This is a genomic window from Azoarcus olearius, assembly GCF_001682385.1.
In the GTDB taxonomy this organism is placed as follows: domain Bacteria; phylum Pseudomonadota; class Gammaproteobacteria; order Burkholderiales; family Rhodocyclaceae; genus Azoarcus; species Azoarcus olearius.
On the sequence record NZ_CP016210.1, the window covers coordinates 663,881 to 677,529 of the forward strand.

Annotated in this window: 16 protein-coding genes and 1 riboswitch; of the genes, 9 read left to right on the forward strand and 7 right to left on the reverse strand. The window is 68.8% G+C overall.

Annotation, left to right across the window (positions count from 1 at the left end; translation table 11 throughout):
* Nucleotides 1–78 precede the first annotated feature (78 nt).
* A complete protein-coding gene (locus dqs_RS03220; RefSeq protein ID WP_065339656.1) occupies nt 79–1,044 on the forward strand; it encodes a LysR family transcriptional regulator in 966 nt (321 codons plus the stop codon).
* 24 nt (nt 1,045–1,068) lie between these two features.
* On the opposite strand, the gene metF is transcribed toward dqs_RS03220, so the two are convergent.
* From metF to ahcY, 3 genes are read right to left on the reverse strand one after another with little or no spacing between them, the layout of a single operon-like run.
* A complete protein-coding gene (gene metF / locus dqs_RS03225; protein ID WP_011764319.1) occupies nt 1,069–1,902 on the reverse strand; it encodes a methylenetetrahydrofolate reductase [NAD(P)H] in 834 nt (277 codons plus the stop codon).
* Nucleotides 1,889–2,716, reverse strand: a complete 828-nt coding sequence (locus tag dqs_RS03230; RefSeq protein ID WP_084018195.1) for a TlyA family RNA methyltransferase — start codon at nt 2,714–2,716, stop codon at nt 1,889–1,891. Before dqs_RS03230 ends, metF begins: the two co-directional genes overlap by 14 nt.
* A 55-nt stretch (nt 2,717–2,771) precedes the next feature.
* Complete coding sequence (ahcY, locus tag dqs_RS03235) at nt 2,772–4,181, reverse strand: adenosylhomocysteinase (protein ID WP_011764322.1); 1,410 nt, start codon at nt 4,179–4,181, stop codon at nt 2,772–2,774.
* 77 nt (nt 4,182–4,258) lie between these two features.
* Nucleotides 4,259–4,322: riboswitch (S-adenosyl-L-homocysteine riboswitch) on the reverse strand.
* A gap of 140 nt (nt 4,323–4,462) precedes the next feature.
* Here ahcY and dqs_RS03240 point away from each other — a divergent pair.
* Nucleotides 4,463–5,029 carry a hypothetical protein gene (locus tag dqs_RS03240; RefSeq protein WP_148268710.1) on the forward strand — a complete coding sequence of 189 codons (567 nt, stop codon included), beginning with the start codon at nt 4,463–4,465 and terminating at the stop codon, nt 5,027–5,029.
* A 39-nt stretch (nt 5,030–5,068) separates the two neighbouring features.
* On the opposite strand, the gene metK is transcribed toward dqs_RS03240, so the two are convergent.
* The gene (gene metK / locus dqs_RS03245; RefSeq protein ID WP_065339657.1) at nt 5,069–6,235 is read right to left on the reverse strand and encodes a methionine adenosyltransferase; all 1,167 of its coding nucleotides are present in this window, start codon (nt 6,233–6,235) and stop codon (nt 5,069–5,071) included.
* Nucleotides 6,236–6,478: 243 nt separating this feature from the next.
* Here metK and dqs_RS03250 point away from each other — a divergent pair, with 243 nt between their 5' ends.
* Both dqs_RS03250 and dqs_RS03255 read left to right on the forward strand, forming a co-directional pair.
* Nucleotides 6,479–7,336 (forward strand): lysophospholipid acyltransferase family protein, encoded by an 858-nt coding sequence (locus dqs_RS03250; RefSeq protein WP_065339658.1) that lies wholly within the window; start codon nt 6,479–6,481, stop codon nt 7,334–7,336.
* A gap of 31 nt (nt 7,337–7,367) precedes the next feature.
* Nucleotides 7,368–8,240, forward strand: coding sequence for a lysophospholipid acyltransferase family protein (locus dqs_RS03255; RefSeq protein WP_065341623.1), 873 nt, complete (start codon nt 7,368–7,370; stop codon nt 8,238–8,240).
* Here the strand turns inward: dqs_RS03255 and dqs_RS03260 are convergent.
* Nucleotides 8,234–8,500: a hypothetical protein gene (locus dqs_RS03260; RefSeq protein ID WP_011764328.1), complete on the reverse strand. Its 267-nt coding sequence runs from the start codon at nt 8,498–8,500 to the stop codon at nt 8,234–8,236. The two genes, dqs_RS03255 and dqs_RS03260, sit on opposite strands and share 7 nt — an antisense overlap.
* A gap of 161 nt (nt 8,501–8,661) precedes the next feature.
* Here dqs_RS03260 and dapF point away from each other — a divergent pair, with 161 nt between their 5' ends.
* The 5 genes from dapF to dqs_RS03285 all read left to right on the forward strand — a co-directional run bounded on the left by dapF (nt 8,662) and on the right by dqs_RS03285 (nt 13,080).
* Nucleotides 8,662–9,495 carry a diaminopimelate epimerase gene (dapF, locus tag dqs_RS03265; protein ID WP_065339659.1) on the forward strand — a complete coding sequence of 278 codons (834 nt, stop codon included), beginning with the start codon at nt 8,662–8,664 and terminating at the stop codon, nt 9,493–9,495.
* A gap of 40 nt (nt 9,496–9,535) precedes the next feature.
* A complete protein-coding gene (locus dqs_RS03270; RefSeq protein WP_065339660.1) occupies nt 9,536–10,189 on the forward strand; it encodes a DUF484 family protein in 654 nt (217 codons plus the stop codon).
* A gap of 79 nt (nt 10,190–10,268) precedes the next feature.
* Nucleotides 10,269–11,180, forward strand: a complete 912-nt coding sequence (locus dqs_RS03275) for a tyrosine-type recombinase/integrase (protein ID WP_065339661.1) — start codon at nt 10,269–10,271, stop codon at nt 11,178–11,180.
* A 143-nt stretch (nt 11,181–11,323) separates the two neighbouring features.
* Nucleotides 11,324–11,827: an IclR family transcriptional regulator gene (locus dqs_RS03280; protein ID WP_011764332.1), complete on the forward strand. Its 504-nt coding sequence runs from the start codon at nt 11,324–11,326 to the stop codon at nt 11,825–11,827.
* Between the two features lie 65 nt (nt 11,828–11,892).
* Nucleotides 11,893–13,080, forward strand: coding sequence for a class I SAM-dependent rRNA methyltransferase (locus tag dqs_RS03285; RefSeq protein ID WP_065339662.1), 1,188 nt, complete (start codon nt 11,893–11,895; stop codon nt 13,078–13,080).
* On the opposite strand, the gene dqs_RS03290 is transcribed toward dqs_RS03285, so the two are convergent.
* A complete protein-coding gene (locus dqs_RS03290) occupies nt 13,077–13,427 on the reverse strand; it encodes a hypothetical protein (protein WP_065339663.1) in 351 nt (116 codons plus the stop codon). The genes dqs_RS03285 and dqs_RS03290 overlap by 4 nt on opposite strands.
* Nucleotides 13,427–13,645 (reverse strand): hypothetical protein, encoded by a 219-nt coding sequence (locus dqs_RS03295; RefSeq protein WP_065339664.1) that lies wholly within the window; start codon nt 13,643–13,645, stop codon nt 13,427–13,429. Before dqs_RS03295 ends, dqs_RS03290 begins: the two co-directional genes overlap by 1 nt.
* Between the last annotated feature and the right edge of the window lie 4 nt (nt 13,646–13,649).

Genomic DNA, 13,649 nt, shown 5'->3' on the forward strand with positions numbered 1-13,649 from the left:
GGGCGACGGATGAATTCTTCCTTTTGACGATGCGGGTTTGTAGTGGCGGGGGATGCAGGACTGTTATACGTTTGACGCATGAGCGAACTCAGCCTTGAACCCCTCGCCGGCGCCGATCGCGTCGAACTGCTGCGTACCCTCGTGCGCATCGTCGAAGCCGGCAGCCTGTCGGCGGCGGCGCAGCAGCTCGGCATCACCCAGCCGACGGTGAGCCGGCGGCTGCAGGCGCTGGAGCGCGCGCTCGGCCTCAAGCTGCTGCAGCGCTCCACCCACGGCATGAAACTCACGGGCGAGGGCGAGCGCTGCTACGCCCATGCGCGCGACCTGATCGAGCGCTGGCAGGCGATGGAAACCGACCTGCATGGTGCCCGCGACGAACCGCGCGGCAACCTGCGGGTACTGGTGCCGCACGCCTTCGGCCAGGGCCAGCTGATCGCGCCGCTGGTCGATTACCTGCGGCGCTATCCGGAGGTGGCGGTGGAGTGGTTGCTGCACGACCGTCGCCCGGACTTTCTCGCCGAGGGCATCGACTGCGCGATCCAGGTCGGCGAGGTTGCGGATCCGGGGGTAGTGGCGGTGCGGCTGGCGGAGGTGCCGCGCATCGTGGTGGCGGCGCCGGGCGCGTGGGGCGAGGGCGCGCCGCCCGCGGCCCCCGAAGCGCTGGCGGCGATGCCGTGGCTGGCGCTGCGCACCTACTACCGCGATGAGGTGCTGCTGGTGCGTAGCGGCGACGGTGAGCGCAGCCGCTTCCCGATCCGGCCGCGGCTGAGCACCGACAGCCTGTACGCGCTGCGTACCGCGGCGCTGACCGGACTGGGCGCCTGCGTGACGTCAGCGTGGGTCGTCGCCGACGATGTCGCGGGGGGCAAGCTGTGCCACCTGCTGCCGGAATGGGAGGCACCGCCGTTGCCGGTGTATCTGGTCTATCCGCACGCGCGCCACTATCCGGCCAAGCTGCGGGTGTTCAACGCGATGATGCGCGCCTGCATGCCGGCGCTGGGCGGCATGCGCCCGCCGACGCCGGCTTCCGCCGGCCTCGGCTGAGCCCCCGCTTGGGGGCCTTCTATCTCAGGCCAGCCCGAGGCGCTTGCAGATCTCGGTGGTGAGCGCGGACTGGTTCATGCTGTAGAAGTGCAGGCCGGGGACGCCGGCGGCGAGCAGCTTCTCGCACAGCTCGGTGACCACATCCAGGCCGAAGGCGCGGATGGCGTCGGCGTCGTCGCCGTAGGACTCGAACTTGCGCCGCATCCAGCGCGGGATCTCGGCGCCGCAGGCATCCGAGAAGCGCGCCAGCTTGGAGAAGCTGCCGATCGGCATGATGCCCGGCACCACCGGCTTGTCGATGCCGAGCTTGCGCACCGCGTCGACGAAGTGCAGGTAGGCGTCGAGGTTGTAGAAGTACTGCGTGATCGCCGAATCCGCGCCGGCGTCCATCTTGCGCTTGAAGGCGGCAAGGTCGTCGGCGGGGGTCTTGGCCTGCGGATGCCATTCCGGATAGGCGGCAACCTCGATGCGGAAGCGCGAGCCGGTCTCGGCGCGGATGAATTCCACCAGCTCGTTGGCGTAGCGGAACTCGCCCGGATCGACCACGCCCGAGGGCAGGTCGCCGCGCAGCGCGACGATGCGCTTGACGCCGGCGTCGGCATATTCGGCAAGGATGGCGCGGATGCTGTCGCGGGTGGAGCCGATGCACGACAGGTGGGGCGCGGCCTCGCTGCCGCTGGCGGCGATCTCCTTGACCGTGGCGAAGGTGCGCTCGCGGGTGGAGCCGCCGGCGCCATAGGTCACCGAGAAGAAGGTGGGCTTCAGCTCGGCGAGCCGGGCCTGCACCGCGCGCAGCTTCTCTGCGCCCTCGGCCGTCTGCGGCGGGAAGAATTCGATGGAAAGTTCAGTCTTGTGCATGTTGCATCCAGATGAAGAATTCGCGGTTGCCGTCGGTGCCGGTGATGGGCGAGTCGTACCAGCCGAGCACCTCCAGCCCGGCAGCCGCGGCGGCCGTGCGCAGCTTGCGCTCGACCTCGGCGTAGCGCGAGGCGTCGCGCACGATGCCGCCCTTGGAAAGCCCTTGCGGGCCGACCTCGAACTGCGGCTTGACCAGCGCCAGGATGTCGCCGTCGGCTGCAAGCAGCGCCGGCCACTGCGGCAGCAGCAGCGTCAGCGAGATGAAGCTGGCGTCGCAGACGATCAGGCCGAAACCGCCCGGCGGGCAGTGCCCGGCCAGATTCGCCGCCGTCAGGTGACGCGCATTGACGCCTTCCAGCGTGATGCAGCGCGGCTCACCCGCCAGGCGCGGGTGCAGCTGGCCGTGGCCGACCTCGACCCCGACCACCGTATCGGCGCCGGCCTGCAGCAGGCAATCGGTGAAACCGCCGGTGGATTGGCCGACATCCAGGCAGATGCGGCCCGTCGGGTCCAGCCCGCTCGCCGCGAGCGCGCCGGCGAGCTTGAGTCCGCCGCGCGACACGAAACGGTCGGCTTCGTCCGCCGTCACCGTCAGCGTCACCGATTCCGGCAGCTCCTGTGCCGGCTTGGTCACCGCCACGCCGTCGGCGCTGACGCGCCCGGCCTCGATCAGCACCCGCGCCGCGGTGCGCGAAGGCGCCAAGCCCTGCTGCACCAGCAACTGGTCGGCACGTGGCAGGCCGCGCGCGACCGCGGCGGGCGCAAGCGGCCGCTCCGCGGCCGGACGGCTGCTGCGGCGGTGGAAGGATTTCATCGCGCGTGCCCTTTCGGCAGAGGACGGGCGGCCCGCAGGCCGCCCGCCGCCGCGATCAGTAGCGGTAGTGGTTGGGCTTGTACGGGCCTTCGACCGGCACGCCGATGTAGTCGGCCTGGGCCTGGCTCAGCACGGTGAGATTCGCCCCGATCTTCTTCAGGTGCAGGCGGGCGACCATCTCGTCCAGTTGCTTGGGCAGCACGTACACGCCGACCGGGTAGTCGCCGGTTTTGGTGAACAGCTCGATCTGCGCCAGGGTCTGGTTGGCGAAGGAGTTGCTCATCACGAAGCTCGGATGGCCGGTGGCGCAGCCGAGGTTCACCAGGCGGCCCTCGGCCAGCAGGATGATGCGCTTGCCGTCCGGGAAGATGATGTGGTCGACCTGGGGCTTGATGTTCTCCCACTCGTACTGGCGCAGGCTGGCGACTTCGATCTCGGAGTCGAAGTGGCCGATGTTGCAGACGATGGCGTTGTTCTTCATCGCCTTCATGTGCTCGTGGGTGATCACGCCGACGTTGCCGGTGGTGGTGACGAAGATGTCGCCCAGCGCAGCGGCGTCTTCCATGGTGACCACGCGGAAGCCTTCCATCGCCGCCTGCAGCGCGCAGATCGGGTCGATTTCGGTAACCCACACGGTGGCGCCGAGGCCGCGCAGCGACTGGGCGCAGCCCTTGCCCACGTCGCCGTAGCCGAGCACCACGCCGATCTTGCCGGCGATCATCACGTCGGTGGCGCGCTTGATGCCATCCACCAGGGATTCACGGCAGCCGTAGAGGTTGTCGAACTTGGACTTGGTGACCGAATCGTTGACGTTGATCGCCGGGAACTTGAGTTCGCCCTTGGCGTGCATCTGGTACAGGCGGTGGACGCCGGTGGTGGTCTCTTCGGTGACACCCTTGATCTGCGCGAGGCGGGTGGAGTACCAGGTCGGGTCGGTCTTGAGCTTGGCCTTGATGCTGGCGAACAGCACGGTCGCTTCCTCGCTGTCCGGCTTGTCCAGCACCGCGATGTCCTGCTCGGCGCGGGCGCCCAGGTGCAGCAGCAGGGTGGCATCGCCGCCGTCGTCGAGGATCATGTTGCTGTAGCCGCCGTCCTTCCATTCGAAGATGCGGTGGGTGTAGTCCCAGTAGTCTTCCAGCGATTCACCCTTGACCGCGAACACCGGCACGCCCGAAGCGGCGATGGCGGCGGCGGCGTGGTCCTGGGTGGAGAAGATGTTGCACGAGGCCCAGCGCACTTCGGCGCCGAGCGCGGTCAGCGTCTCGATCAGCACCGCGGTCTGGATGGTCATGTGCAGCGAGCCGGTGATGCGCGCGCCCTTCAAGGGCTGGCGGGCGGCGTATTCCTCGCGGATCGCCATCAGGCCCGGCATTTCGGTTTCGGCGATGCGGATTTCCTTGCGTCCCCAGTCGGCGAGCGACAGGTCGGCAATCACGTAATCCTTGATGTCAGCCACAGTGTTCATGTCGTAATCCTTGAACGTGTGGCCGGGAGGGGGTGCAACGGTGATCTCACCTCGTCACCCCGTGCCCGGCACGGGTTATTAGGTGAGCGCAGTTCTGAAGGGACCGAGCCTGGGACGGACGTCTCGCAGCGCTCCTCGGTGGTCGTCGATTATATACCCGCCGTCCTCGCGTGGCGTCTTGTTAGCGATGGTGTCCGCCGAGAACGGCACATCGGCCGGCCGGTCAAAACCGGCAAAACGCGCGATGCCGTCCGCATCGGCAGAACGAGGGGGGAATGACGATGAAAACGAGATTCGACGTGGTCGTCCTGGTTCTGGTGGTCGGAGGCTGTTCGGCGATGTTGCCGAAGAGCCATCAGGAAACGGTGTCGCCGTGGAACACCTTTGAAGAAGCGAAAGCCGCGTTCGACAAGATCGAACTCGGCGCGACCGACCGCGAGGCGGTGCACCAGCTCGGCTTCAACCCGTCCTCCACGCCCAACGTGCAGATCCTCAACTACTCGCAGATCGCGCATGTCGTGCTGCCGGGCGACCGCCTGATCCCGGACGGCGAGGTGCCCACCGCGATCCGCAAATGCGTGCTGGCGCAGGAGCGCTGCGTGGGTTACCAACTGGAGGAAAGCCGCATCAAGCGCAACCGCGTCGGCGGCTTCTGGGGCGACTTCCTCAATTTCCACCGCGAAACGCTGACAACCGGCTGGCGCTTCAATGCGCTGGTGGTGCTGATCGACAACCACGTGGTGTTCAAGCAGTGGTCCGGCCAGCCCTCGATCCGCGAGGTGGGCGTCAGCCGCAACCCGCTGGGCCCGCTGCAGGGCGCGGGCGAACGTCTGTCCACATTCCAGTAAGCCGTGCCGCGGGCGCGCACGCCCGCGGCAGTACGGTGCTTAGAGACCGGCGGCGGCGCGCAGCGCGGCGGCCTTGTCGGTCTGCTCCCACGTGAACTCCGGCTCGTCACGGCCGAAGTGGCCGTAGGCGGCGGTGCGGGAATAGATCGGGCGCAGCAGGTCCAGGGTCTGGATGATGGCCTTGGGGCGGAGGTCGAAGTGGGCACGGATCAGGTCGACGATCTTGTCGTCGGCGACCTTGCCGGTGCCGAAGGTATTCACCATCAGCGACACCGGCTTGGCGACGCCGATCGCGTAGGCGACCTGCACCTCGCACTTGTCGGCCAGGCCGGCGGCCACCACGTTCTTGGCGACGTAGCGGCCGGCGTAGGCGGCCGAGCGGTCGACCTTGGACGGATCCTTGCCGGAGAACGCACCGCCGCCGTGGTGGGCCGCGCCGCCGTAGGTGTCGACGATGATCTTGCGCCCGGTCAGGCCGCAGTCGCCGTGCGGGCCGCCGATGACGAAGCGGCCGGTGGGGTTGATCAGGTAGCGCACCTCGCCCTGCATCAGCTCCTTGGGCAGCACCGGCTTGATGATCTCCTCGATCACCGCCTCGGAAATCTGCGCGTGCGACACTTCCGGGTTGTGCTGCGTCGACACGACCACGGTGTCGATCGCCACTGGCTTGCCGTCGACATACTTCACCGTGAGCTGGCTCTTGGCGTCCGGGCGCAGCCAGGGCAGGCGGCCGTCCTTACGCACTTCGGCCTGGCGCTGCATGATGCGGTGCGCGTAGTAGATCGGCAGCGGCATCAGGCTGGGGGTTTCGTTGGTGGCGTAACCGAACATCAGGCCCTGGTCGCCGGCACCCTGGTCGAGATCGAGCCCTTCGCCTTCATTCACGCCCTGGGCGATGTCGGACGACTGGCGATTGATCGCCGCCAGCACGGCGCACGACTTGTAGTCGAAGCCGATGTCGGAGTTGTCGTAGCCGATGCGGCGCACCACATCCTGCGCGATCTCACGGTAGTTGGGGTGGGCGGAGGTGGTGATTTCGCCGGAGATCACCACCAGGCCGGTGGACACCAGGGTTTCGCAGGCGACGCGCGCCTTGGGGTCTTCGGCCAGGATGGCGTCGAGCACGCCATCGGAGATCTGGTCGGCAACCTTGTCCGGGTGGCCTTCGGAGACCGATTCGGAGGTGAAGAGAAACTCGTTTGCCATGCGTTCTGCTCCTGAAAAACAAAAATCCCCGGTTCTGTGGCGTCGTGGCCAGCTCCGGGGATTTCGGCGAGCAGCCGACGCTTTAGCAGTATTTCTGGTGCCCGTTCGCAACGGAGTAGTCCGGGAACATGGCGGCCGCCCTGCAAGTTGTCGAATTAACTCGGCGGCTAAGCGATAATTATAGGCTGCCGACCCGCGGCGTCAAAGCCGCGCCCGCCACGCAAATTGAAAAATCCCGTAAACGTGCTCGTTTCCCTTCTTTTTAGACTCTCCTCCCGCTTGCCGCTGTCGTGGCTGCACCGCCTGGGCGGCTGGATGGGCTGGCTCGTCTATTGGTGCGCCCCCGGCTACCGCCGGCGCCTGCGGCGCAACCTCGCACTCGCCACCGGGCGCGAGGACCGCGCGCTGCTGCATGCCGCGGTGGCGGAAGCGGGGCGGCAGGCGCTGGAGCTGCCCTGGCTGTGGCTGCGGCCGCTCGACCAGGTCGTCGCCAAGGTGGTGCGGGTGGAAGGATGGGAGCTGGTCGAGGCCGCCGAGAGGGCCGGCGCCGGCATCCTGTTCTTCACGCCGCACCTGGGCTGCTTCGAGATCACCGCTACCTGCTACGCCGCCCACGCCCCGATCACGGTGCTCTACCGCCCGCCGCGCAAGGCTGCGCTGCAGCCGCTGATGGAAGCGGGCCGCGCGCGCGGCAACATGCGCATCGCGCCGGCGGACATCTCGGGCGTGCGTGCGCTGGTGAAGACGCTGCGCAGCAAGGAGGCGGTGGGGATGCTGCCCGACCAGGTGCCCGCCGCGGGCGAGGGCATGTGGGTGCCGTTCTTCGGCCGACCGGCATGGACGATGACGCTCGGCGCCCGGCTGGCCGAGGTGAAGGGCGTGCACGTCATCTACTGCTGGGCCGAACGCCTGCCGCGCGGCGAGGGCTACGTGTTCCGCATGTTCGGCCCCACCGAGCCGCTGGAAGGCGACCTTGAAGCGCGCTGCGCCACCATCAACCGCGAGATCGAGCGCCTGATCCTGCAATGTCCCGCCCAGTACCTGTGGGGCTACCACCGCTACAAGCGTCCCAAGGGCGCACGTGCCAAGGAGGCGCAATGAGCCCGCTCCAATTCCGTCAGGGAACGCCATGTTGACCCGTCTCGGCGTCGCCGTGTTCTGGCTGCTGCACTGGCTGCCGCTGCCGCTGCTCGCGCGCATCGGCGAACTGTTCGGCCTGCTGCTCTACCTGTTCGCCGTGCCGCGCCGGCGGGTGGTCGCCACCAACCTGAGGCTGTGTTTTCCGGAATTGTCCGACGGCGAACGCCGGCGCCTTGCCCGCGCCCATTTCCGCATCATCGGCCGCAGCCTGCTCGAACGCGGCCTGCTGTGGTGGGCCAGCCCGGCGCGCCTGGAGCGCCTGGTGGCGGTCGAAGGGCTGGAGCGGCTGCGCGCGCTGCAGGCCGAAGGCCGGCCGGTGCTGCTGCTGACGCCGCACTTCCTCGGGCTGGACATGGGCGGCACGCGGCTGTCGATGCTGGGCGACTTCGTCAGCATCTACGCGCGGCAGAAGAACAAGGTGCTGGACCGCTGGCTCTACCACGGCCGCAGCCGCTTCGGCGACCAACTGCTGCTGTCGCGCCAGGACGGCGTGCGCAGTACCGTGAAGGCGATGAAGGCAGGGCGGCCGTTCTACTACCTGCCGGACATGGACTACGGCCGCAAGGACGCGATCTTCGTGCCCTTCTTCGGCGTGCCCGCCGCCACCATCACCGGGCTGCCGCGCTTGGCGCGGCTGTCGGGCGCCGCCGTGCTGCCCTGCGTCACCCACATCCTGCCCGGTGGCGGCGGCTACAAGGTGGAGATCGGCGAGCCCTGGCCGGACTTTCCCAGTGACGACGTGGAGGCCGATACCGCACGCATGAACGCGTGGATCGAGGCCAAGGTGCGGACGATGCCGGAGCAGTACTACTGGGTGCACCGCCGCTTCAAGACCCGTCCGCCGGGAGAGGCGCGCTTCTACTGACCGGGCGCGGGGCCGTCCTGCCGCGCCAGGTGCGCGAGCACCAGCGGAAATGCAGCGCTGCCGAGCAGGGCCAGCGCCGAGACGATCAGCGCGAGGGCGGTGCCGGGTTCGGCGAGGATGGGGTGAAGGCCCGAGAAGTCGCCGAGGAGCAAAGCGAGCCCGGCGCCCAGGGCCGCGAGACCGGGCACGCCGAGCAGCCAGGCCGCGACAGGAATGCGGCGCCGTGCGGCAGCGGGCGGGGAAGAGGCGCGTATCTGCATGGGCGCGATTCTGGCACAGCAGGCGCGGTGGACGCTGGGCAGTCGCTGGGCGAGAATTCTGCCGGCAAGCGCGCGTAGGCCCGCACCCGACGCGGGCGGCCGCGACGCAGTGGTTCCGGCCGACGCCGCCCCCTTTCAGCTTCCAACCGGATGTTTCCCGCATGCATATCCGCTTCACCAAGATGCACGGCCTCGGTAACGACTTCGTCGTCATCGACGCCACCCGTACGCCGGTCGACCTCACTCCCGCGCGGGTCAAGGCGATCGCCGACCGCCATTTCGGCGTCGGTTGCGACCAGTTGCTGGTGGTCGAGCCGCCGGGCAGCGACGAAGTGGATTTCCGCTACCGCATCTTCAACGCCGACGGCGGCGAGGTGGAGCAGTGCGGCAACGGCGCGCGCTGCTTCGTCCGCTTCGTGCATGACAAGGGCCTGACCGACAAGCGCGAAATCCGCGTGGAAACCCGCGCCGGCGTCATCGCTCCTGCGCTGCGCCCGGACGGGCTGGTGTCGGTGGACATGGGCGTGCCCGAGCTGAGTCCGGCGCGCATTCCCTTCGTGTCCGATTCCGACGCCTGGGTGCAGCCGCTGCAACTGGCGGAAGACACGGTGGCGATCACCGCGGTGTCGATGGGCAACCCGCACGCGGTGCAGGTGGTCGCCGACGTCGACACCGCCCCGGTGGCCTGCCAGGGCGCCGAAATCGAATGCCATCCGCGCTTTCCGGCCCGGGTCAACGCCGGCTTCATGCAGGTGGTCGACGCCGGCCACATCCGCCTGCGCGTATTCGAACGCGGTGCGGGCGAAACGCTGGCCTGCGGCACCGGCGCGTGCGCCGCGGTGGTGGCGGGCATCGGGCGCGGCCTGCTGGTGTCGCCGGTCCGCGTCGAAACCCGCGGCGGCGAACTCGAAATCGCGTGGGCGGGGCCGGGTACGCCGGTCGTGATGACCGGCCCGGCGGTCACGGTTTTCGAAGGCGAACTCGAGCTTCCCTGATCCCATCTTCGCGGCTGCGCGCAGCCGCATGGAGCACCGCATGAACCCTAACGACGTCGCCCGCTACCTGCGCGACAACCCTGACTTCCTCGCCCAGCACGGTGAGCTGTTCACCGAACTGACGGTTCCGCACCCGCAGCACGGCGGCCAGGCGATTTCGCTGGCGGAGCGCCAGCTGTACGCGCTGCGCGACAAGATCCGCCAGCTCGAATCCAAGCTCGCCGAGCTGATCCGTTTCGGTGAGGAAAACGACGACATCAGCGAAAAGGTGCACCGGCTGGCGGTGGCCCTGCTTGGCGCACGCGGTTACGCGGCGGTGCGGCAGGCGCTGTTCAACTGCCTGCAGGAGGATTTCGCCGTGCCGCACGTCGCGCTGCGGCTGTGGGATGTGGCCGGCGAGGGTACGGGGCCCGATTTCGATGCCGTCAGCGAAGCCGCGCGGCTGCACGCGCTCGACCTGCGCCATCCTTCCTGCGGCGCGCCGGGCAGCATCGAGATCGTCGGCTGGTTCGGCGAGGCGGCGCCGCATATCCGTTCGATGGCCCTGATGCCGCTGCGTCGTCAGGGCGAGACGGTCGGCGTGCTGGCGCTGGGCAGCGAGGAGGGCGAACGCTTCTATCCGGAGATGGGCACGCTCTACCTCGGCCGTATCGCGGAACTGTGCGCGGCGGCGCTGCTGCGCGAAATAGCGTGAGCGTGGCCAGTGCGCACCCATCGGTGCCGCCGGATGCGGGCGGTCGTGCCGCGGCGGCCGGCATAGGGCAGCGGCTGGAATGAGCGTGCCCCGCGAGGCGCCCCTCGCGCCGCTTACCGACGAGTGCGAGGCGTATCTCGCCTATCTCGGCGACCAGCGCCGCGCCGCGCCGCTGACGCTCGAAAACTACCGGCGTGACCTGCACCGCCTCGAACGCCTGGGTGACGGCCGCGCACTGATGACGCTGGGCGCGGCCGACATCCGCCGCTTCGTCGCGCGCCTGCACGGCGAGGGGCTGTCGGGCCGTTCGATCGCACGCGTGTTGTCGTGCTGGCGTGGCCTTTACCGCTGGCTGCTGAGGCGGCGGCTGATCCCGGCGAATCCCGTCGACGGGATCCGGGCACCGAAATCGCCGCGGCTGCTGCCGCGCGCGCTGTCGCCGGACCAGGCGCAGGCACTGCTCGATCCGCCCGCGGAGGCCGCGCTGGAAGTGCGCGACCTCGCGATGTTCGAACTCTTCTATTCCTCCGGCCTGCGGCTCTCGGAACTGGCGGGGCTCGACGTTGGAGGCGGGCTGGACCCGGCCGAAGGCATGGTCACGGTGCTCGGCAAGCGCGGAAAGACGCGCAGCGTGCCGGTCGGCGCGCACGCCTGGGTGGCGTTGAAGGCATGGGACACCGTCCGTGCCGCAATCGCCCCGGCGGCAGAGCCGGCGCTGTTCGTCACCCGCTCCGGCCGCCGCATGAGCCCGTCGGCGATCCGCGACCGCCTCGCCCGGCGCGCGCGCGCGGTGGGACTCGGCGTGCACGTCCATCCGCACATGTTGCGCCACAGCTTTGCCAGCCATCTTCTGCAATCCAGCGGCGACCTGCGCGCGGTGCAGGAGTTGCTCGGACACAGCAGCATCCGCAGCACCCAGGTGTATACCCACCTCGATTTTCAGCATCTGGCGCGAATCTACGACGCCGCTCATCCGCGGGCCCGCAAGTAGGGCGGGGCGTTGCGTCCCTGCACCCCACTTTGGGTATCGAGATGTGTGGGCCTGGACTAGGCTTCGGATATCCTCGTTGCAAATAAAACAACAGTCGCAAGGTGGCCAGCAGCATCCGGCAATGCCGGTGACGCGGGATATTTATGCCAAACGATTCAATTCCCCAGCTGGAGCCGGGTGTCGTGGGGGGGCCCGGAGCCGCGGATGAAGTGGCAGACGACAAGCAACGCGTGCTCAAGCGCGTGGCGCTTCTGCTTGCTCGCCACGAGGTCAGGCACTTGCGACGCTGGTTCGAAGAATTCGACCGCGACATCCTGCTGCCCATCCTGCTCGGCGAAATCGCACTGCACAACATCGGCGCCACCGAGAACGGCAAAGGGGTCGCGCTCGGTCCCGATGGCGATCTGCACTGCCCGCTGAAGCCCTGTAACGCCTATTCGATCGCCGCCGCCACCGGGCTTCCGCGCGAAACCGTGCGGCGCAAGATCGTGCGGCTGATCGAACTGGGCTGGATCAACAAGCGCCACAACGGCCATCTCTACGTCACCTCCGCGGCGCTGCGCCATTTTGGCGGGGTGTTGAGTTCGCGCGAGTTGGGCGACCTGATCGAAACCGCGGACCACGCCCGCCGCCTGCTCGAGTCCTGACGCCGGCAATTGGCCGTGGAGCGGGCGGCCGCTAAACTGTCCGCCCGCTTTCCGTCGTGATTCCCATGGCCCGTCTGTTTCTGCATCCCGGCAAGGAGCGCTCGCTGCTCCGCCGCCATCCCTGGATTTTTGCCGGTTCCGTCGAACGCCTCGAAGGGCGTGCTCGCGCGGGGGACACGGTTGACGTGCTGTCGGCCGACGGCCGCGTGCTGGGCCGGGCCGCGTGGTCGCCGGTGTCGCAGATCCGCGCCCGCATGTGGTGTTTCGACGCCGATACCACGATCGACCACGCCTTCTTCAAGCGCCGCGTGGCGGCGGCCGTGGCGGCCCGGCAGAGTCACCCGCTGCTGACGGGGCAGGACGGCCTGCGCCTGATTCACGGCGAGTCCGACGGCCTGCCCGGGGTGATCGCCGACCGTTACGGCGACGTCGTGGTGGTGCAACTCACCAGCGCCGGGGCGGACAAGTGGCGCGACGCGATCGTCGCTGCGCTGGTCCAGGCCACGGGCTGCAGTACCGTCTATGAACGCTCGGATTCCGACGTCCGCGGCCTCGAAGGGCTGGAGCCGAAAACCGGCTGCGTGCACGGCGCGCTGCCGGAGACCTTGCAGATCGTCGAGCACGGGGTGCGCATGGAGGTCGATGTCGCCGGTGGCCACAAGACCGGCTTCTATCTCGACCAGCGCGACAACCGCCTGCTCACCGGGCGCCTCGCGCGCGGGGGGCGGGTGCTGAACTGCTTCTGCTACACCGGCGGCTTCTCGCTGCAGGCATTGGCCGGGGGCGCGGAAAGCGTGTTGTCCATCGACTCTTCCGGCCCCGCGCTCGCAACCGCGGCGCGCAACCTCGCGCTCAACCCGCAACTGGATGCCGCGCGGGCGGACTGGTGGGAAGAGGATGTGTTCGAGGCGCTGCGGGCACTGCGCACCGAAGGCCGCAGCTTCGACCTGATCGTGCTCGATCCGCCCAAGTTCGCGCCTTCGGCCGCGCACGCCGAGCGCGCAGCGCGCGCCTACAAGGACATCAACCTGTTCGGCTTCCGCCTGCTGGCGCCGGGCGGCATCCTGATGACCTACTCCTGCTCGGGCGGCATCGGTCTGGAGCTGTTCCAGAAGATCGTTGCCGGCGCGGCGTCGGATGCCGGTGTCGATGCGCGCATCCTGCATCGCCTGTCGGCGGCGCCGGACCACCCGATCGGGCTGTCGGTGCCGGAGGGTGAATACCTGAAAGGGCTGGCGATCCAGATCGCCTAACGGGCACTGGCCGGCGGCCGGTAGTCCGGGTTGGGGCCGGGCGGCGCGAGGTTGAAGGCGGCGCTGAGCAGCGCCAGCGCCAGCACCAGCACCGCGAAATAGCGCCGTTGCTGCGGCACGCCCGGCAGTTGCCGGGTCTCGCTGTAGTAGCGGTTGCGCAGGTAGTCCAGCCCCAGCCATGCGATCGCGAGCAGCGCCGCGCCGAGCAGCCGGGACTGGAGCGGCCCGAAGGCGCGCCCCACGGCCGGGTCCCAGCGGTCCGGCATGAAGAAGCTCGGCGCCTGCACGAGCAAAAACAGGCCGCCGATCACGCACAGGCAGAACATCAGCACCTGCGCGCTCCGCATCAGTCGCCGCCTCCGCCGCCGTCGCCGCCGCTGCCGCCGTCTCCTCCTCCATCGCCGGCGCCGTCATTGCCGTCGCTGTCGCCGGTGGCGCTGGTGGTGCCGCCCGGGCCGTCCGTACCGTGCGCCGCGCGCCGGCGACTTTGCGTGGCGCGCCCACGCGTGGCCAGCACGGCCAGCAGCGCCAGGGCCAGCAGCCCGAGCAGAAGCGGAACCAGCATCCGC